This is a genomic window from Methylobacterium sp. Leaf112 (assembly GCF_001423295.1).
Taxonomy (GTDB): domain Bacteria; phylum Pseudomonadota; class Alphaproteobacteria; order Rhizobiales; family Beijerinckiaceae; genus Methylobacterium.
Map to the genome: position 1 here is coordinate 1 of NZ_LMNG01000010.1, position 18330 is coordinate 18330.

Below are 18330 nucleotides of genomic sequence, written 5' to 3' on the forward strand. Positions count from 1 at the left end.
GCGCCTGTCACCCTCCCGGATCTGGCCTTCCGGCTACCCATGGCCGCCACCATGCAGTAGCCTTCCAATTGGCTCGGTCCAAAATACCGGTCAGGTCACGGAGCACCCGACCTCATTATTCGCGGTGGGGACGGAAAGTCCGGCATCTTCGGAGCAGCATTCCCAGGCGGCGGAGGCGGATACTTCAGCGCTTCCGCCTCGCCTACCGGTTCGGGCGCTGGCGGCGTTGCGGTACTCGAGTTCTGGAGCGGCAAGCCATGATGCGCTGCGGACATCAAGTGATACCCATAGCATAGAATATGTCAGGAGACCATTGAACCGGAACGTTTGGCTTTAGAAGTTGATTGAAGTAGTCATCTAGACCCTGCTTAATTTTTGGGGAAACAATTGCTTCATCACCAATCCAATATCCTAAAATATTCAAAAACTTTACTTTTCGATCGGGACCTATCGTTCCCTCAAATTGGATGCGCGGCCTTCTTGGCATATGTTCGATTTCAAGACTCTCGAAAGACATTCCTTTTTCTAGTAATAATGACCACTGATTTATCAAGTGCACGCAGTGCCCTCGTATATCTTGCATCTTCAACAGATCGAAATGATCACGGGTCGATGCGTCGAAGCGATCTCGAATCTTTTTGGCAGGAACGCCGCCATATATTGATCGGGGCTCGCAATCCGAGGTTACCACTGCGCCAGCGGCCACAAGCGTGCCGTCTCCAATTATAGTCCCTCCCAGAACAACCGAAGAAGTCGACAGGATTACATTGTTTCCAATTTCTGATCCTGGGCCATTCGGAGCATATGCCTTACGCTCGTCTTCTGACAAAAACAGAGCATACACATCTCCCAAGCTGCCAAATGTAATGTTACTTGACCTATTATTCGAATGCTCTCCGGAAACCACAATCTGAGCATCGGTCGCAGCTTCGCAAAATGCACCGCACTTGAATATCTGCGCCGTGATCGGCCGTCCAATTACTGTAAGTCGATTTACAATCGGCGTCGAGAATCGGCCGATGTTGATCGTATGCATGTTATCTATCGTGATACTGATTTCATACTGCTTGAAAAGATCAGTAGATTTCAGAGGATCCTCTGGAAACTGCATTCTATACAATGCGTTTGGGTCGAGTTTATTTGCCATTTCACTTTTCCTAACGGCAGCTTCCAGCTCGAAGCGATGCGGCTTTGGCATAGATTCGAGCGTCAACAAATCGCACTGATCGACCGAGTCCGGGCGAGGACGAGGCTTAGCAGCCGTGCCGTTTCCGCTGAAAGGCAACCATGAACTACCGCCTCCTCACCCTCTCCACCCAGACACCCCTAGAGTCTGCCGGCCCGCTCCCGGCATGGCTTGTGGCCGCTAACCCGTCCGAGGATCAGATCGCCGACCTCGGCTGGTCCGGGCGCACGGGGCAGGGCTACTGGCCCGTCATCGTCGCGGACGATCCCCCGTTCGATCCCGACACCCACCGCCTCTCCGATCCCATCGAGGGCAAGCCCGACGCCAAGACCAAGACCATTCCGGCGGTGCGGGAGGTGGTGGCGCTGACGGCGGAGGAGATTGCGGCGCGTAATCCGATCCCCGACAACCCGACGCTCGGCGACTGGCGCGTGGCGCTGGTGCTCTGGGGCCGGCTCGGCGATGTGCTCACCCGGATCAAGGCCCTGGTGGACGCCGGCAACCCACTCGGCGTCGTGGCCCAGGAGCGCGTCGAGTACAGCAACAACGTCCTCCTGGCGCAGCTTCTCCAGCTGAAGGACGTGTTCGGTTTCACCGAGGCCGACGTGATCGAGAGCCTGTGGCGCGCCGACCGGGTGTCGAAGGGCGACCTGTCGGGCGTCTGGCCGCTGCCGGAGGCCGCCGCGTAGCGTTGCACCAGAGGCGGCTAGGGCACCGAAGCGTTCGCCACCTCGGATCGCAACAAAGTCTCCTCCTCAGAGGTGCGCCACGGCGCCCGGTAGAGGGTCAGGTCCTCCTTGATCTCCATGTAGGCGAATTCGTTGGCGGCAAGGCCTTCGGTGTCGCGCAGATCGCCCATGTGGGTCACCCGCAGGTCGCTCTTCAGCAGGAAGAACGCCGGACGCTCTGTCCCCCAATCCGGTCCGTCGTCCCCGCCGTAGCCCGCGCGGATCAGCCGGAAAGAATGCTCGGCATGCTCGAAGCCGTAGCGCTTGAACCGGGTGTCCATGTAGCCCACCGCGTCCATCGCCTCGCGCGAGAAGACGCTGCATTGGGCGGTGGCGGCCCGGCTGTAGAATGGATCGGCTGGCGTGCCGGTCCCTTTCTTGAACCAGAACGAGAACCAATCCCCGGCGAGGTTCGCGTGGCCGTACCGCGCGGCACCCTCGATCCAGTCCCGCTCCCATCCGGCCGAGAGCGGGAAGGTGTCGTCCTCGAGGATGATGATCGGATCGCAGCCGGCCACGGCGTGAAGCCAGTACAGGGCCCGGTTCTTGTTCCAGGCGACGCCCCGGTTCGCGCCCGCGATGTGGGGCACGCCCTCGGCGCGCAGCCATTCGACGGTGCCGTCGTTCGATCCGTCATCTGCAACGATCAGCCGGTAGGGCGCCTCGGTGAAGCGGCGGACATGCTCGACCGTCTCCGCGATCTGCTCGCGCCGATTGAACGTCGTGATCCCGATCCCGAGCATCCTGTCCCCCACCCCCAAGGCGAGGATCTGTATGATGAGCCGAAGCGCCATTGGCAAAGCCGCGCCGGCCGCCGGGGGGCGCGCATGAACGCCACCGCCGTCATCGACACCGCCGATATTCTCCTGGCTCAGCCCATCACGGTTGCGCCCGGGGAGACCATCGACTTCTCCGGCACGGCCCTGACCGTCGACTTCGCCTCAATACGGGGCGGGGCGGTGGTCATGTCGGCCTCAACGGCAGATGGCACGCTGGCTTTCGTCGGTGGGGCCGCACCGTACTTCCGCATCGACCTGCGCGTGGCGGACCGGACGTGGCGCATCGCCCGGCCGACATCGGTGCGTGGCGATATCTTGCGCCGGCCAGATCCGATGAACCCGGCGCAGGTCGAATGGCTCGGCCGCATCGAGTTGCGGGTGCTGCCCGGGTCGATCTCGGACGCGATCATCCTCCCGGCTCAATCACCCGTCCTCATCGACGCCCAGCCCTATGATGGCCGGATCGTCACCGCGCCGATGGTGATGGGTCCGCAGGGCGCGCCGGCCTATCCAGCGTACGATCCGATCCTCGACGAGGGAAAGACGCTGCGCATCGTCGCTGGCGTCCCGACATGGGTTTGACGGTGGTCACTCCGCTCGCCTTTCCCCCGCAGGGCCGGCCCGGCGCGCCTGGCGTCCAGACCGGTTTCGGCCAGGTCACCTACACCGACCGCACTATCGGGGTGGAGGACACGTTCCTGCCGGGCGTCCGCCAGCAGCTCATGTTCGCCCCCGGCGCGCTCCAGACCCAGGACCTGCTGAACCCGCCCTTCGCCGGTCACCACTTCTTCGTCGACAACCGCATCGTGCCCCGCGCCATGGGCGACCTCTACGACATGCGCGTGAACCTCTTGGTGACGGCGGATCAGGCCGGCGCGCAGCTGCGGCTGGACATCGACACGGGCTCCACCCTCGGGCCCCTCCAGTCCGACACCACCAGCCTGTTCGCCGGGGCCGGCATCACCGAGCGCGCCACGTTCTCGTTCAGCGTCCAGGTGCTGGCGACCTTCCTCGCCAACGGCGCGGTGTTCTTCCTCCAGGCCACCAAGCCCGTGACCGTCATCAGCGAGACGCTCTTGTTGATGCCGAAAAGCACCCAGCCGGGACCATGACCATGATCGCCGTCTGGTACGACCCCGACTGCGACGAGATCTGGATCACCGACGAGGACCGGTCCTACGCCCGTCGGTCGCTGGTGTCCTTCATCGATCCCGCCACGGGCAAGATCGGAATCCGCCTGAAGGAGTGGGTCGGCGCTGACATCGTCATGACGGCCTACACCAACCTGATGGATCGGGCCGGGATCGGCTTCCTGTCGGCCGTGGAGGCAAAGGCGTACCTTGATGGGGAGTTCGCCAAGCAGCGGACGGGCGGCGACGCCTACACCGTCGGCATCGATATCGCCGCGCGCGGTCAGACCGTCATCCCGCTCCAGGCACCGCCGGCCCGGCTGTCCAGTGTGCGCCTGGTCGTGAACGGCCTCGAGTACCGCGCGCCGCTGATCGCCGCCTCCGCCGTCGCGGTGACGTGGCTCAACCCCGATTTCCCCCTGGACCCCGCCGACTGGGTCACCGTCGTCTATTCCTGAGGAGCGCCCATGTCCGTCCAAGCCAAGCAGATCAACAAGCTCCTCCAGGGCTGGGTCGGCGTCCTCGGCCTGTCTTCCGCCGGCGGAACGTCGGACACCATCACCACGGCCCTGACCACGGCGCTCAACACGGCCGGCAACGGCGGCGTGTCGGTACCCCTGCAGGTCGGGTCCAACGCGCAGATGGGCGTGAACACGTCCGCTGGCTTCAACACCACGCCGATCTACCAGGGCGGGTCGAAGGACGTGTACCTCGATGCCGCCGGCCAGGAGGTCTACGGCAAGCTGACGAACAGCGGCTCGACGTGGACCCTGAGCTACTTCAGCATCGTGGGCACGACGGAGACCGCCTTCGCGATGCCGGCCTCGGCCTCCATCGACTTCGAGATCCCCTACGTCTTCACCTTCGACGCCCTGCCCATGACGGCGATCACCTCCCTGGTGAACCGCCACATGGCGCCGGACCCGTCCGCCAACGGCCAGCGCTTCCAGCCCGACGCCCTGACGGTGACGGCCACCAACACCCTGTCGGCGCTCAGCCGGGCCTATGCCGGCCCTTACGCGGCGCTCATCGTGAACGGGGTGACCTACACCAACTTCGGCGCTTCGCCGCCCTTCAGCGTGTCCGGCACGGCGGTGACGTGGAACGCAGCCAACGCCGGGTTCGCGCTCGCGACCACGGACGAGGTCAAGGCGATCTACGGGTACTGAGGCGATGCCCAAGCCGCAGAAGAAGCAGCTCGGCGGCCTCTGGGCCAAGGCCGCCGCCATCCCCACCGGCGGCACGGTCTCCGTCACCATCCCGGCCGGTATCTTCGCGGCTCTGCCGGTGATCGCCCATTCGATCCAGAGCGCGGGCACCCGAGACTACGTCCTGCGGATCTCCGGCCTCACCCTCAACGCCGACAAGACCATCACCCTCACGGGCGTCGTTCGGCAATCACGGATGCTCCCCGGAACGCTGCTGGTGTCCGGAGGGAATGAGACCTTCGAGACGCTGGCGAGCGCCGTGACGCTGCATCTGGTGGCGATGGAGAGCGATTGATGCCCTTCGCCATGACCGAAACCGAGCGCGCCTACTGCACCCTCTGCTGGACCGTCTGGATGGCGGGGGTGGAGCTTTGGTTCGAGCGGTGCGGGCTGGCCCCGAGGCCGTAGCCTCTCGCGGACCGAACACAACCGGCGTTGCGTATCAGAAACGGGACTTCGCTTAACACAAGCGCCCGGGCGCCCCCCTTCTTTGCACTTTCTGCACAGAACCCCGCGCCGGCCGGGCAACGCCGCGCGTCCCCCTGGAGACGACCACCATGACAATCGCTGAGATTCAGCGTGCTCTCTTGGCGCGCGGGTATGACCTCGGGCCGGCGGGCGCCGACGGCGATGCCGGGCCCCGCACCATCGCGGCGGTGCAGGCCTTCCAGCGCGCCGCCGGCCTCGTTGCGGACGGCATCGCTGGACCCCTGACGCTGAATGCGCTTGGCACGGTCGACACCTCCGAGAAGCGGGCCGAGCCGGATCAGCCCGGGTGGCTCGTCCTGGCGGCGGCCGAGATCGGCGTGAAGGAAGGGCCAGGCGCCGCGAACAATCCGCGCGTGGTGCAGCTGTTCGCCGATGCCGGGTTCGCCGGGATCAAGCAGGACTCGGTCGCATGGTGCGCGGCAGCTGTCGGCGCCATGCTGAAGCGGGCCGGGCACAAGCCGTCGGGCAGCCTCGCCGCGCGCTCCTACGAGGCGTGGGGCGTTGGCTTGAAGGATCCGGTCCTGGGCTGCGTCGCCACCAAGCGACGGGGCAACTCGACATGGCAGGGCCACGTCGGCTTCGTCGTCGGCGCCAGCAAGGATCAGATCTTCCTGCTGGGCGGCAACCAGGGCGACGCCTGGTCGGTGGCGGCCTTCAAGCGGTCCGAGTTCACGTCGTTCCGCTGGCCGTCCGACGTGCCGATCCCGACGGCCTCGAAGCTGCCGACCACCGTGGCGGGGGCGCGCTCCGGCGTGAGTGAAGCCTGATGCCCCAGGATCGCCCCGTCTTTCCGGCCGCGCCCCGCCGCACCGCCGATCCGCTTCCGCCCCCGAAGCCGCTCGACCCGCCGCGCTATCCCGAGAACCCGTCGCCATGGGCGCGGCTCGGCCAGTGGCTGTTCGACCGTCTCACCCGGCGCTGAAGTCCCCAGTCAACGCCTGAAGGCCCTTACTCAACGCCTTCGGCTTCTCAATGGCCCCTTCCCGAGCCGGCCGGGTCCGCCGCGCAACCCCCACATCGAAAGCACGACCATGAACAGCGAACAGCTGACCTCCCTGCTGCGCACCGTCCTTCAGGTCGGCGGCGCCTTCATCGTCGGCCGGGGCTGGGTCGATGACGCCACCGTTGCCACCGTCGGCGGCGCCTTGGTGACGCTCATCGTCACCGGCTGGAGCCTCTACACCCGCCGCTCGGCCGGCCTCGTCGCATCTGCCGCCGCCGTGCCGTCGGTGCAGAGCATCACCGCTTCGCCGCGCATCGTCGATGCCGTGGCGAGCGACAAGGTCCAGACGGCCCACTGATGTCGTTCTGGGTCAGCACCGGGCTCAGCTTCCTCGTCAAGCTGATCACCGAGTACCTGGCCAACCGTCGAGCCGAGGACGCCCTGCGCGACCTCGGCGCGGCGACGCAGGCCAACGCTTCGCGCGTCGAGGCCGAGCGCCAGGAAGCCATCGCCCGGCGCGCGGGAGAGGCCGCCGCCGACGAGCCCGACGACCCTCGCGATCTCCGGAGAGACCCATGACCTTCACCTGCGCCGCCGCTGGGTTCTTCGTGTTCGCCTGCACCGCGCCTGATCCGGCGCCGGCCGCCGCCCGGTTCTGCGAGACCGCCGCCCTGGTCCGGTACTCGGCTCAGGACTCGCCCGGAACACGGCGCCAGCTGCGGATCGCCAATGCGAAGTTCCGGGCGGTGTGCCCGGATCAGAAGTAGCGGCCGCCGCGCGCGGGGCGCGCTTCAGTGACTGCCCACCATCGAAGGAGGCCCGGCATGTCCAGCGCCGCCTTACCCTGGCCGTCGAATTCCGGAGAGGACATGGCCCCTTTGCCCGACGAAAACGCCGATTCACCACTGCTGTCAGGTCAAGGCGACCTGAAGAGTGACGTGCGCCTGCTCGCTTACCAAGTCGCCCTTCTGGATAAGAAGCTCGACCGCTTCTTCGACGAGGTGAAGAACAATTACGCCACCAAGACCGAGGTCGAGAACCTCAAGGGAGACGTGAAAAAGGTCAACGACAACATCAGCTGGCTCGTGAAGATCATCCTCGGGGCCGTCGTCGCCGCGCTGCTCGGCCTCGTCCTCGTGAAAGGTGGGATGGTCCCGCAATGATCCGTCACAACCCCGTTCCGAACGCTATGAAGCCATCCGACACCGACATCGACCTGTATGCGCGAGCGCTCGCCCTCTCCACCGCCCCGCGTCAAACCCCAGCCCACCAGCAGATCCTGAACGGCCTCTACTGGTGCGGGCTGCTCGCCGTGTTCGGGTGGTTCGCCGCCATGACCTTCGACCGCGAGCCGCCCGTGCGGCAGGTTCTCCGGGAGGTTGTGAATCCCGGCAAGAAGGTCCGCATCGGCGAGCGTCTGCTGGTCCACGGCATCCGCGACCGCAAGCGCCAGTGCGAAGTCACCCGACGCTGGTGGCTCGTGGACGGGGCCGGTCGCCGCCTCGACTATGAGGCCGAACGCTTCGACGCCTACGGTGATCTCGGCCGAGAGGAAGAGACCATCGGCCCGACGATTCCGCTCGACGCCATGCCGGGGAAAGGCGTGCTGCGCGGGGTGGTCGCCTACGACTGCAATCCGCTCCAGCGGGCGCTGGGCTGGTCGATCATCTCCATGCTCCAGCCCCTGGAGTTCGAGATCCTGCCGAAGGCGGCGCCGTGACCTGCCCGCCCGTCGAGCCGCAGGATCTCGGTGCCATCTACGCGTTAATCGCGGGCCTGGTGGGTATGATCGTCGGCAGTTTGTTAACTGACTGGAAGGGACGTGACCGATAGTTGCTTGCGTTGATACTATAAACTGAGACGAGGGGGCGTTCATCCCAAGGATATCTACTTCAGCCGCCCGGCTCTAGCTGGGGCGGTTTATTTGTTTCGAAAGTCCCTCCGAAAGCTGAATACCCCAGGCTGCGAAGTTAATAGAAGATCTTTTGTCGACGATGTCTTGCCTCGGACGATCTATTACAATAGATTAGACTATCAAATTTACAGATATAGATGTGTCCCGAATTTCGCCAGATTGAAAAAGCGAATAAAATTCACGCTGTCAATGCTGTTTAGCATCCTTCAAAAAAATAGTTTGTAGAATTGACATTGTTATCACACCCTAAATTCACACGTTTGTGATCATCGAAAGCTTCTTGCAGCGTAAATTGGGACGCTCAGACAATTTACCGACCTGCCGCGGGAGGTTACCAGCTTCATGAAAATTTTGATCGAGCTACCGATCACGGCGTCCGCTGCGCGGCCACTGTGATAGGACTCAATATGCGCTCAAACAGTCTGGTTGATTTCGATGGCCGATACGATTGCAACAAATCGCACTGATCTCGACAATCAGATAAATGCAGCAAGATTAGTCAGGGGTAATGGATCTGAAAACGATAGTATCACGATTAATCCTGCAATTACTCTCGCGTCAGACCTTAGCATAGAGGGCAGCTCGACGTCTGGTTCACTCGCAATCTCGGGTAATCTCGCTGGCGGGGCAGCCATAAACGTTTCGGGGTTCACGGGTGGCCCCACGCTGACGCTGACGGGCAACAACACCTTCACAGGCGGTCTTTCGGTGACCGCCAGCCGCGTCGTCGAGCTCAATACTGGCAATGCCCTCGGCCGGGGAACGGTAAACATCGGCACAGGCTCGACGGTCGAGCTCGCCGTCAGCGCGAATGGGTCAGTCTTGCAGGCGCCCGGCACGTTCACCGGTACCGGCACGCTTGCCAAGACCGGTACCGGGTCCCTAGTGTTCGGCGGCGGCGGCAATACCTTCATCAGCCTGTCAAAAGGCGGCCTGATCGACGTGCAGCAGGGCGTGCTGGCCGGCAGCGCCGCCGACCAAGGCATCTGGGCCGACAATAAAGCAGGTTTGAACATCGAGACCGGCGCCTCGTTCAATACGGTAGAGGCGGCGGTCTTCGTCGATGCCCTCACGGGCGGCGGAACTTACGCAGGAGGCTTCCAGGGCACGCGTACTACGACGATCGGCGTCGCGGACGGGTCGGGCACGTTCTCCGGCACCCTCGGCGACAACGTCGGCACAGGTGGGCTCCGGATCGTCAAGGCCGGCACCGGCACGCAGATCTTGACGGGCGAAAACACCTATACCGGCGGCACCACGATCTCGGCCGGCATGCTCCAAGTGGGCGCTGGTGGCATGACGGGCTCGATCACTGGCAACGTCGAGGACAACGGCGCGCTGGTATTTAATCGCAGCGACCCCATCAGCTTTGGAGGCGTGGTTTCGGGGACGGGTTCGCTCAGCCAAGCCGGCGCCGGCACCCTGACACTTACGGGTAGCAACAACTATTCTGGCGGCACCTCGATCGTAGCGGGCACGCTCATCGCAGCACCTGTCTCGGTTGGCTCGGGCGCTATCACGATCAACGGCGGTACGTTCAGTAACAATGGCAACGGTGGTGCGGTCCAAAATTTCGGCAACGCTATCGTAATCGGCGCATCCGGAGGTGCGGTCCAAGGGCAAGGGCTGGTCCTTCAACTGGATGGCGCGATCAGCGGTTCGGGTGCGCTCGCCTTTACACAAGGCGATGTGAGGCTTTCTGGCGATAACAGCGGTTTCAATGGCGTAACGACTCTACAGGGCAACGTCACGCTCGGCGCTGAGTCTGGAACTGCATTCTCGTCATCTTCCGCTTTTAGGATCGCGAGTGGATCGACCCTCAACACAGGTTCCTACAATCACACCCTTGGATCGCTGTCGGACGTCGGCGGCTCGGGCGGTGGTACAGTCGCGAATTTGAGTGGCAGTGCCGTTACGCTCAGCGTCGGTAGCGATGGAACATCAACGACTTTCTCGGGCGTTATTCAGAACGGCGTATCTGCACTTGGTCTAACCAAAATCGGCCTGGGCACGCTGACACTGGCCGGTGCCAATACCTACACCGGCGCTACCACGATCACCGGCGGCACACTGCAACTCGGCGCTGGCGGCTCGGCCGGCTCGCTTGCAACGGCAAGCGCGATCACCATCGGGGCTAACGGGACGCTGGCCGTCAACCACACGGACCTTCTGACCGTGGGGAACGCCATTACCGGCAGCGGCGCTCTGCAGCAGAACGGCACTGGCGGCCTCAAGCTCACCGCAGCCAGTACCGGATTCACGGGGCCCGTCGCGCTCAATGCCGGCACGCTCGAACTCGGGCAGATCAATTCGGCCGGCACCGGTGCGATCACTTTCGCGGCTGGGGCGCAAAAGCTGCAGATTGATGTCACCGGAACGCTGGGCAACACGCTCACGACCGTCGGCACAAGCGACCAAATCGACTTCCAGGCCCTTAACTTCACCGGTGCGTTCAAGACCTACGATGCGGCAACACGTACGTTGAGCATTACGAACGGTGCGTCCACGAGCTCTGTGCGCTTTGATGCCGGCTCGACGCTGACCAGCAATCAGCTCGTGCTGTCGGCTGACGCAGACGGGAGCGCGGTCATCACGGTACGCGATGCCCTAACCGCAGCCCCCACCGGAACCCCGGGCGGCGGCCCGGTAACGGTGTTCACTGGTGCGCAGAATGTGACCGTGGCCAAGGCCGACACCCTGGTGCTTGCCGTGGATCCCGGCGCCTTCACAGGCGCGTCTGAGCAGAATGGCAATGTCGTCCTCGCCATCGCCGGCAAGACCGCGACCATAACTGGTGCGCAGCTGACCTCCGATGGCATCCCCGGCGTATCGCTGGCCGGCGGCGACTTCCTCGTCGGCCAAGGCGGCTTCTCGATCACCTCGACGAAGGCCAACTCCATCCTGATCGGCGGGACGGGGGGCGAGATCAACAACGTCGTCGATCCGGGCCAGACCGTCGGCACCCATGTGATCTTCGGTGGTGTTGGCTATGCCGATCCGTCGGACGGGGCCGACACCATCACCTTCGGTGGCAAGGGCGCTTGGGGTGTTTATGGAAACGCTGGTGCCGACGGAATCGTCCAGGGCACCAGCATTTTCGACTCGACCAGCTTCGCTTCCGTCTTCGGCGGCAAGGACGGCGACAGCATTACGCTCGCCAACACCGGCAATCTCAACGCCCACTTCGCCATCTACGGCGGTGAGAATGGCCCTGCCGGCGCAGCCAACGCCGGCATCGACTCGATCACCGTGTACAACACCGGCTCGAACGCTTCGACGATCATCTTCGGTGGCCAGGGTGCGGCTGACCCGACCGACGGGGCCGACACCATCATCTTCAACGGCGGTGGCTCGGTGTCGATCTTTGGCAACGCTGGTGATGACCAGATCACCCTCGGTGCTACCGGCGGGCTCGACTCAACCACGAACGCGGTGGTGCACGGCGGCATAGGCAACGACACCATCGGCTTGACGTTCGCGGCCGGGACTAAGGCTACGACGCAGGTCTACGGCGACGAGGGTGGCGACAGGATCACCGTCACCAATGCCGGAGGCAACACGGTGATCTACGGTGACACCGCCGCAGCGGACCCGGCCGGCGGCGACGACTCCATCGCCTTCTCCGGCCAGGGCCAGACGACGATCTACGCGGCGGGCGGCAACGACACCATCACGCTCAGCGGTCGCGGCACGGCCACGGCCGACTCCACCAGCACCACCACGGTGTTTGGCGGCGGCGGCAACGACAGCGTCAACATCGTTGCCCATACCGACACGATCGGCGCTTACACGCTGACGCTCGGTGCCGGTTCCGACAGCGTCGCTGCAACCTACGCCACGAACGGAACCGTGTTCGGCCAGGCCATCACCATAACCGACTTCGTCACGGGCGGGGGCAACGACGTCCTGAAGCTCACCACACCGGGCACGCAGACACAGGCCAGTGCAGTCAGCGGTGGCTTCCAGGTACTGCAGCAAGCGCTCGACGCGGCCACGGCAAACGGGGCCGGCACGACCACGGCGGCCGGTTCGGTCGGCGTGGTGGCCTTCGGTGGTTCGAGCTACGTGGTGGTCAACGACGGCACGCTCGGCTTCAACGCCGCGACCGATCTGGCGATCAAGATGACGGGCCTGACCGACGTCGCGGGTGTGATCGGATCGATCAGCATCCTGCACTGAGGCTGCACGGCAGAACGAATTTCACCCGCCCGGCTCACGCCGCGGCGGGTTTTATTTTGGCATCAAGGACCAAGCAAATTGCACTATTGGTGTGGCGACTGTTATCAAGTCGGCGCCCAGACCGGCCCAACGCGCCCAAGTCTTAGTCTGTGAAATACCAGCCACCGGGTCGCGGTTTTCTTGGAGAGCAAGTTTGCTCGCCTCTATCAGCTCCAAAACCTCTTCTCTGGTCGCACCCACTGGCGCCGGCACACCGGTCATCATTTGAGTTTGGCGATTAACGATTTCAAACACCGTGCCGACGCGTTCCATTTGCGCGTCTACGATTGATACGTCGATGTTGTCGGGGCCCTTATAAATCGTGCCGACATCTTTGAACGTGCCGCCCGTGATAGATAGAGCCATTTCCGTGTCTTTCTCTTACTAATACTTAACGGCCGACCGCCCGACGGCGGTCGGCTGAATCTGTTGCACGTCTTAGTATGTCAAGCCGCCTTAGGCTTCGGAAGCAGCGCCGGCAGATACTGGAGCGCCTTGGCGTCGCGCTTGCGGAAGTATTCCACCGCGTACTTCGGGATCCAGACCTCGCGAACGTGGCGGCGGAAGTCGGCCAGATGCTCCTCGGGGTAGAGCTTCGCAGGCACCTGGCGCCCGTCCTCGTACAGGTGCCAGTAGGTCGGGAGCGAATCGGTGTTCACCCCCTTCGCGCGGAGCTCCTTGCAGTAGATGCGGCCCGACGAAATGTCCGGCACCATCTCAGGCGGGAGCCGGTAGCCCAGCCGTTCCAGGGGCGCGATGAGCAGGATCGAGAGCTCAGCGAGAACTGAGAAGTAGCCGGCGGGGACCCGCTCGTTGTTCACGAGGTAGCGCTGGAGGTGATACGGAAGGTTCGAGGCGCCCGCCCGGGACTTGCCCGACATCCAGTCGACCACCCATTGGCTGACCTGGACGGCGAACTCTGCCGAGCACCATTGCGCAAGATTGATGGCAACCTGAGGATGAACCCAGGTGCCCTGATGGGACGGGTCGCCGCCGCTAACTGATTGAATCAGTTCCGTTACGGGTTTACCCGTCGCGGACGCAAGAGCCGCCGTGAACGCTAGGGTTGGGCCGATCCGAGTGTAGTCGTGGAACCGCTTACCGGTCGCTTGGCACATCGCCGTGGCGTTGATGTAGCCGTCGTGAACCCGCTGCTGGACGATCTCACGCTCGACGACGTGAGGGATAAGTTCGAGGTGCTGTTGCAAAGCTGTGACCAATTCTGACCGCGTGTTGAAATCGCCGGTCAGGGTCTGGACTCATCCGTACGACCATGGTGTTGATCGCCTGTGCAGAACGGGTCCGGTCCCTGACCGACCTACACCGAAGAAAGCCGTTGCCGATGCGAATCGGTGGCGGCTTTTTCGTTGCAGGACGTTCACCATGGGACCTCGGCCTTTTCTCCGTCCACCAGCGATGCACGCCGCACGGCGTTTGGCTGTGGAAGGCCGCCATTCGTGACCGGGCGGCAACGCTACCCCGCCGCCCCCGCCGCCCGCATCAACCGCCGCCGGACCTCCGCGACCTTCTCCTCGGTGGTGCGCTCCTCGCTGTCCGTCCAGACCGTCAGGGCGACCAGGCGCAGCGTGATCTCGTCGACGCCGAGTCCGGTCGCGAACGGCAGCAGTCGCTCCACAGCGATGTCGACCTCGCCCGTCACTGCCAGCCAGTTGCCTAGCCTCAACCGCCTTGCAGGCCCTCCGCGAAATCCTCCGGCACCTCGCCGAACTGCCCGAGGATGGTCGCGGCCTCGAGCTCACCCGTCTCATCGTCGGCCACCACCCTGATCGCGGCCGTGCCCGGCATCCGACCGGCCATGGCCTCCGCCTTCTTCAGGGCGCCGCTCTCGGTTGCGGATACCTCCCGATCGCCCGGCACCAGGCGCTTGCGCTTGATGGTGAACGTCTGGACCAGGAACGTCGTTTTCATCGCCATCGGACCGCTCTCCATGCACGGGCGCTGAGGGGCGCCTTTCCGCAATCCACAAACGGCATCCGCGAGCTTGACCGTGGAACCGAACGCGCGCTTGTTCTCTTTTCGTTCTAACACGAATGGAGCACGCGGTGGGCCTTTTTCGGGTCGCGGAACTGGTTCGGGAGGGCGAAAATCTCGTCCGCATCCCGATCATGGGGCAGGCGCTGTGCGCCGGCTTCCCGTCGCCGGCCGACGACTTCCTCGAGGGTGCCCTAGAGCTGCCGCGCTGGCTGGCGCCGAACCCGCCCGCGACCTTCGCCTGGAACATCTCAGGCGATTCCATGCGCGCGGCCGGCATCTTCGATCGCGACCTCGCGGTGGTGGATCGGAGTTTGAAGCCGGGCAACGGCAGTGTGGTCGTGGCCGCCATCGACGGCGAGATGTCGATCAAGCGCCTGCGCATCGAGGGCAACGTCGCGCGCCTCGCGTTCGAGAACCCGGACTTGCCGGCCTTCGCCGTTCAGGACGCGTCTGAGGGCGAGATCTGGGGCGTGGTCCGCTTCTCCATCCGCTGGCACATCGCCCGGGCCGGGCTGGTGCGATGAGCCGGGCGATCGCGCTCATCGACGGCAACAGCTTCTACTGCTCGTGCGAACGCGTGTTCGATCCGAAGCTCGCCCGGGTGCCGGTGATCGTGCTGTCAAACAACGACGGCTGTGCCATCGCCCGCACCGCCGAGGCCAAGGCCCTCGGGATCCGGATGGGCGATCCGTACTTCAAGATCCGCGAGCAGTGCCGGCGCGACGGCGTGCGGGTGTTCTCCTCGAACTACACCCTCTACGGCGACATGAGCGCGCGCACGAACGCGGTCTACCGGGACTTCTCCCCGCGGGTGGAGATCTACTCGATCGACGAATCGTTCCTCGACCTGTCGGACGTGCACCCGGACCTGCGCATCGAGCTCGCCCGCGATCTGCGCGCGACGGTGCGGGCCTGGACCGGCATCCCGACTTGCGTCGGCATCGGTGCGACCAAGACCCTGGCGAAGCTCGCCAACCACATCGCCAAGACGCAACCGGACCTCGACGGGGTGTGCGACCTGACCGACCCGGTGGCCTACGACCACTGGCTCTGCCGGATCGCGGCGGCCGAGGTCTGGGGGATCGGGCGCGCCTCGGCGGCGAAGATCGAGGCCATGGGCGTCGACACCGTGGCGGACCTGCGCGACCTCGACCCACGCCCGGTGCGCAAGGCGATGACCGTGGTGGGCGAGCGCATCATCCACGAGCTGCGCGGCCTGTCGTGCCTGCCGCTCGAGCTGGTGCCCGCCCAGCGCAAGGGCTGCGCGGTGACCCGGTCGTTCTCCCGCCGAGTCGAGGATCGCGGAACGGTCGAACAGGCCGTGGCGGCGCACGCGACGCGCCTGGGCGAGAAGCTCCGGCGCGAGGGCTTGGGGACCGACCAGCTGACGGTCTTCTACCACACCTCGACCCACGACCGGGGCGACCCAATGCGGTCGGTGTCCACCACCGTGACGCTGCCGGAGGCGACGAACGACTCCCTGGTGCTGATCCAGGCCGCGCAGCTCGGCGTCGCCCGGACCTGGCGCGAGGCGCCCGGCGACCGGCCGTGGCGCTACAGCAAGGCCGGCGTCATCACCACGGACCTGATGCCGCTGGAGGCCTCGCCCCGCGCACTGATCGGCCGGCTCGATCGCGAGCGCAGCGGCCCGCTCATGGCGGCGATGGACGCGTGCAACGGGCGCTTCGGTCGGGGGACGGTGGTGCCAGCGCGCGCGGGGCTCACCGAGAAGCGGACGTGGGCGACGAAGTTCGAGATGCGCTCGCCCCGCTACACGACGCAGGTGGCGGAGCTGCCGACAGCGCGCGCTTGAGGGGCCCGGGTAACGACCCCGCCGCCCGATCTGATCACGGGCCGGCGGGGTGGGACGCCCATCTCACGCTTGAGCCGGTACGCAACTTGGCTCGACCGCAGCGTGCGGTCGGCGGGTTAGCGTCGGATCAAGGTGCGGGCGCCGGCCATCTCCCGATTCGGGATCGGACGTTCCCCAGCGCGACCTACCGCCCAAACAGCCAGATCGGCACGGCGCCCGTCGGCCGTCCGGGCTTGTCGCGGTAGTAGGCCGTGTTGACGAACGCCATCCGGTTTTCGGTGATGGCCGACACCCGCTCGCCCGACATGACCAGGGCGCCGCAGAAGTCGGCGCGGACCACGCCGGCCTCGGGATGCACCCCGAACAGGTCCAGGGTTGTCCAGCCCAGCACGGCGGCTTCGTCGGCTCGGGCGTCGAGGAAGGCGATGCAGGCCTCATGGACGCCCGCCCAACTCTGCAGGGTCAGGCCCGGGCACGGCACGACGTTCGGCCGGAGGTTCAGGAAGCCTTGGCGCCAGGCGTGAGGGTCGGCGGGGACGATCTTGGGTGCGGCTGACATGGGGTCCGGTGCGTGGTGGCCGGACGGCATAGGTGGGCGGGGAGCGTCGGCCTATGCCTCGGGCGCCACAGGGGCCCCCAACAACTCCGGCAGCCGCGCCATGTTCACCGCGATCCGCCGGGCCTCGTCGCGGGACATCCGGCCGGTGACCGAGGCCCGCTGCTCGCTGTCGGAAAAATAGACGTAGGCGAGGAGAAATCCGGTCGCGTCCACGATCGAAAAGGATTCGGTCTTTTCCTCGACCCGCCAGGGTGCGGGGAAGCGGCGATTGGCGGCCATTCAGATTGTGCCGACTCTTGTGCGTCGGAAAAACACGGTCTGTTCCGGTGTGGCGGATCTGTCCGCATATCCAAGGCACTGATCGCCTTGACAGAATTGGCTGGGGCGCCAGGATTCGAACCTGGGAATGGCGGTACCAAAAACCGCTGCCTTACCACTTGGCGACGCCCCATCGGCGCAAGGCCGGGTGGTGTCTAGACGGAGTGGGGGAGGCTGGCAACAGGGCGACGCCGGCTTTATGAGCGGTTGGGGAGTAGGGAGCACGCGGCGGATGGCGGGACGGATCGCGATGGTGACCGGGGCCGGCTCGGGCATCGGCCGGGCGGTGGCCCTGGGGCTCGCCGAAGCCGGCTACGCCGTGGTGTTGGCCGGGCGGCGGCGGGCGCGGCTCGAGGCTGTCGCCGAGGCGGTGCGGGGGCAGGGGGGCGAGGCCCTGTCCGTCGAGGCCGATGTCGCCGACCCGGATTCCGTCGCGCGGTTGTTCGCGGCGACCCGGGAGGCGTATGGCCGCCTCGACGTGCTGTTCAACAACGCCGGCGTGTTCACCCCGAGCGTGCCCGTGGACGAGGTGGCGCTGGCCGATTGGCGTGCCAGCGTCGACGTGAACCTCACGGGCGCCTTCCTGTGCACGCAAGGGGCGTTCCGGCTGATGAAGGCACAGGACCCGCGCGGCGGGCGCATCATCAACAACGGCTCCATCGCCGCCCAGGTGCCGCGCCCGAACTCGGCGCCCTATGCCGCCACCAAGCACGCCATGACGGGGCTGACCCGCGCCACCTCCCTCGACGGGCGCGCCCACGACATCGCCTGCGGCCAGATCGACGTCGGCAATGCCGAGACCGACATGACGCGGGCCTTTTCGCACGGCGCCCGGCAGGCCGACGGCAGCATCAAGCCGGAGCCGGTGATGGACGCGGCCCACGTGGCGGACGCCGTGGTCTACATGGCGGGGCTTCCGCTCTCGGCCAACGTCCAGTTCATGACCGTGCTCGCGACGAAGATGCCGTATATCGGCCGGGGCTGAGCCCATTCCGGCGGCTTTGCGCTTCCCCCCGGAAACGCCTACACAGCCCGCTCTCTCGGGTCGC

Annotated in this window: 25 protein-coding genes and 1 tRNA gene; 17 read left to right on the top strand and 9 right to left on the bottom strand. The window is 65.0% G+C overall.

The window, feature by feature from the left end; genetic code table 11:
- Positions 1 to 274: 274 nt before the first annotated feature.
- Positions 275 to 1147, bottom strand: a complete 873-nt coding sequence (locus tag ASF52_RS21890; protein ID WP_162241018.1) for a hypothetical protein — start codon at positions 1145 to 1147, stop codon at positions 275 to 277.
- A gap of 140 nt (positions 1148 to 1287) precedes the next feature.
- On the opposite strand from ASF52_RS21890, the gene ASF52_RS05995 reads away from it, so the two are divergent.
- Positions 1288 to 1875: a hypothetical protein gene (locus ASF52_RS05995; protein WP_056169219.1), complete on the top strand. Its 588-nt coding sequence runs from the start codon at positions 1288 to 1290 to the stop codon at positions 1873 to 1875.
- Positions 1876 to 1892: 17 nt separating this feature from the next.
- On the opposite strand, the gene ASF52_RS06000 is transcribed toward ASF52_RS05995, so the two are convergent.
- Positions 1893 to 2657, bottom strand: coding sequence for a glycosyltransferase family 2 protein (locus ASF52_RS06000; protein ID WP_056169222.1), 765 nt, complete (start codon positions 2655 to 2657; stop codon positions 1893 to 1895).
- Between ASF52_RS06000 and ASF52_RS06005 the strand changes: the two genes are divergently transcribed.
- From ASF52_RS06005 to ASF52_RS21895, 13 genes are all read left to right on the top strand, one after another.
- Complete coding sequence (locus tag ASF52_RS06005) at positions 2595 to 3275, top strand: hypothetical protein (protein ID WP_162241019.1); 681 nt, start codon at positions 2595 to 2597, stop codon at positions 3273 to 3275. The genes ASF52_RS06000 and ASF52_RS06005 overlap by 63 nt on opposite strands.
- On the top strand, positions 3266 to 3805 hold the full coding sequence (locus ASF52_RS06010; RefSeq protein ID WP_056169227.1) for a hypothetical protein: 540 nt from the start codon (positions 3266 to 3268) through the stop codon (positions 3803 to 3805). Before ASF52_RS06005 ends, ASF52_RS06010 begins: the two co-directional genes overlap by 10 nt.
- A gap of 2 nt (positions 3806 to 3807) precedes the next feature.
- The gene (locus tag ASF52_RS06015; RefSeq protein WP_156629979.1) at positions 3808 to 4281 is read left to right on the top strand and encodes a hypothetical protein; all 474 of its coding nucleotides are present in this window, start codon (positions 3808 to 3810) and stop codon (positions 4279 to 4281) included.
- A 9-nt stretch (positions 4282 to 4290) separates the two neighbouring features.
- Positions 4291 to 4992, top strand: coding sequence for a hypothetical protein (locus ASF52_RS06020; protein ID WP_056169234.1), 702 nt, complete (start codon positions 4291 to 4293; stop codon positions 4990 to 4992).
- A gap of 4 nt (positions 4993 to 4996) precedes the next feature.
- Positions 4997 to 5326: a hypothetical protein gene (locus ASF52_RS06025; protein WP_056169237.1), complete on the top strand. Its 330-nt coding sequence runs from the start codon at positions 4997 to 4999 to the stop codon at positions 5324 to 5326.
- A gap of 262 nt (positions 5327 to 5588) precedes the next feature.
- Positions 5589 to 6287, top strand: a complete 699-nt coding sequence (locus ASF52_RS06030) for an NlpC/P60 family protein (RefSeq protein ID WP_056169239.1) — start codon at positions 5589 to 5591, stop codon at positions 6285 to 6287.
- Positions 6287 to 6442 carry a hypothetical protein gene (locus tag ASF52_RS22445; protein ID WP_156629980.1) on the top strand — a complete coding sequence of 52 codons (156 nt, stop codon included), beginning with the start codon at positions 6287 to 6289 and terminating at the stop codon, positions 6440 to 6442. The genes ASF52_RS06030 and ASF52_RS22445 overlap by 1 nt, the downstream gene beginning before the upstream one ends.
- Positions 6443 to 6551: 109 nt before the next feature.
- Entirely contained in the window at positions 6552 to 6821 is a 270-nt protein-coding gene (locus tag ASF52_RS06035) for a Pam3-gp28 family putative phage holin (protein ID WP_056169242.1), read from the top strand.
- A complete protein-coding gene (locus ASF52_RS06040) occupies positions 6821 to 7042 on the top strand; it encodes a hypothetical protein (protein ID WP_056169246.1) in 222 nt (73 codons plus the stop codon). The genes ASF52_RS06035 and ASF52_RS06040 overlap by 1 nt, the downstream gene beginning before the upstream one ends.
- Entirely contained in the window at positions 7039 to 7230 is a 192-nt protein-coding gene (locus ASF52_RS06045) for a hypothetical protein (RefSeq protein WP_056169249.1), read from the top strand. Before ASF52_RS06040 ends, ASF52_RS06045 begins: the two co-directional genes overlap by 4 nt.
- 57 nt (positions 7231 to 7287) lie before the next feature.
- Entirely contained in the window at positions 7288 to 7626 is a 339-nt protein-coding gene (locus ASF52_RS06050) for a hypothetical protein (protein ID WP_156629981.1), read from the top strand.
- A 26-nt stretch (positions 7627 to 7652) separates the two neighbouring features.
- Positions 7653 to 8183 carry a hypothetical protein gene (locus ASF52_RS06055; protein WP_056169255.1) on the top strand — a complete coding sequence of 177 codons (531 nt, stop codon included), beginning with the start codon at positions 7653 to 7655 and terminating at the stop codon, positions 8181 to 8183.
- 630 nt (positions 8184 to 8813) lie between these two features.
- Positions 8814 to 12557, top strand: coding sequence for a beta strand repeat-containing protein (locus ASF52_RS21895; protein ID WP_082515214.1), 3744 nt, complete (start codon positions 8814 to 8816; stop codon positions 12555 to 12557).
- 51 nt (positions 12558 to 12608) lie between these two features.
- Here the strand turns inward: ASF52_RS21895 and ASF52_RS22450 are convergent, their stop codons facing one another.
- From ASF52_RS22450 to ASF52_RS06075, 4 genes are all read right to left on the bottom strand, one after another.
- Complete coding sequence (locus ASF52_RS22450; protein WP_156629982.1) at positions 12609 to 12962, bottom strand: hypothetical protein; 354 nt, start codon at positions 12960 to 12962, stop codon at positions 12609 to 12611.
- Between the two features lie 80 nt (positions 12963 to 13042).
- Entirely contained in the window at positions 13043 to 13804 is a 762-nt protein-coding gene (locus ASF52_RS06065; RefSeq protein ID WP_056169259.1) for a KilA-N domain-containing protein, read from the bottom strand.
- A gap of 266 nt (positions 13805 to 14070) precedes the next feature.
- Complete coding sequence (locus ASF52_RS06070) at positions 14071 to 14280, bottom strand: hypothetical protein (RefSeq protein ID WP_156629983.1); 210 nt, start codon at positions 14278 to 14280, stop codon at positions 14071 to 14073.
- A complete protein-coding gene (locus ASF52_RS06075; protein WP_056169393.1) occupies positions 14277 to 14531 on the bottom strand; it encodes a hypothetical protein in 255 nt (84 codons plus the stop codon). The genes ASF52_RS06070 and ASF52_RS06075 overlap by 4 nt, the downstream gene beginning before the upstream one ends.
- A 128-nt stretch (positions 14532 to 14659) precedes the next feature.
- On the opposite strand from ASF52_RS06075, the gene ASF52_RS06080 reads away from it, so the two are divergent.
- On the top strand, positions 14660 to 15115 hold the full coding sequence (locus ASF52_RS06080) for a LexA family protein (protein WP_056169396.1): 456 nt from the start codon (positions 14660 to 14662) through the stop codon (positions 15113 to 15115).
- Entirely contained in the window at positions 15112 to 16404 is a 1293-nt protein-coding gene (locus ASF52_RS06085) for a Y-family DNA polymerase (protein ID WP_056169265.1), read from the top strand. Before ASF52_RS06080 ends, ASF52_RS06085 begins: the two co-directional genes overlap by 4 nt.
- Positions 16405 to 16588: 184 nt before the next feature.
- Here ASF52_RS06085 and ASF52_RS06090 read toward each other — a convergent pair whose 3' ends face one another.
- From ASF52_RS06090 to ASF52_RS06100, 3 genes are all read right to left on the bottom strand, one after another.
- Positions 16589 to 16963: a hypothetical protein gene (locus ASF52_RS06090; RefSeq protein WP_056169268.1), complete on the bottom strand. Its 375-nt coding sequence runs from the start codon at positions 16961 to 16963 to the stop codon at positions 16589 to 16591.
- A 51-nt stretch (positions 16964 to 17014) separates the two neighbouring features.
- Positions 17015 to 17242, bottom strand: coding sequence for a hypothetical protein (locus ASF52_RS06095; protein ID WP_056169270.1), 228 nt, complete (start codon positions 17240 to 17242; stop codon positions 17015 to 17017).
- Positions 17243 to 17339: 97 nt separating this feature from the next.
- A tRNA-Gln gene (locus tag ASF52_RS06100) sits at positions 17340 to 17414 on the bottom strand.
- A gap of 99 nt (positions 17415 to 17513) precedes the next feature.
- On the opposite strand from ASF52_RS06100, the gene ASF52_RS06105 reads away from it, so the two are divergent.
- Positions 17514 to 18266: an SDR family oxidoreductase gene (locus ASF52_RS06105; protein ID WP_056169273.1), complete on the top strand. Its 753-nt coding sequence runs from the start codon at positions 17514 to 17516 to the stop codon at positions 18264 to 18266.
- Positions 18267 to 18330: the final 64 nt, after the last annotated feature.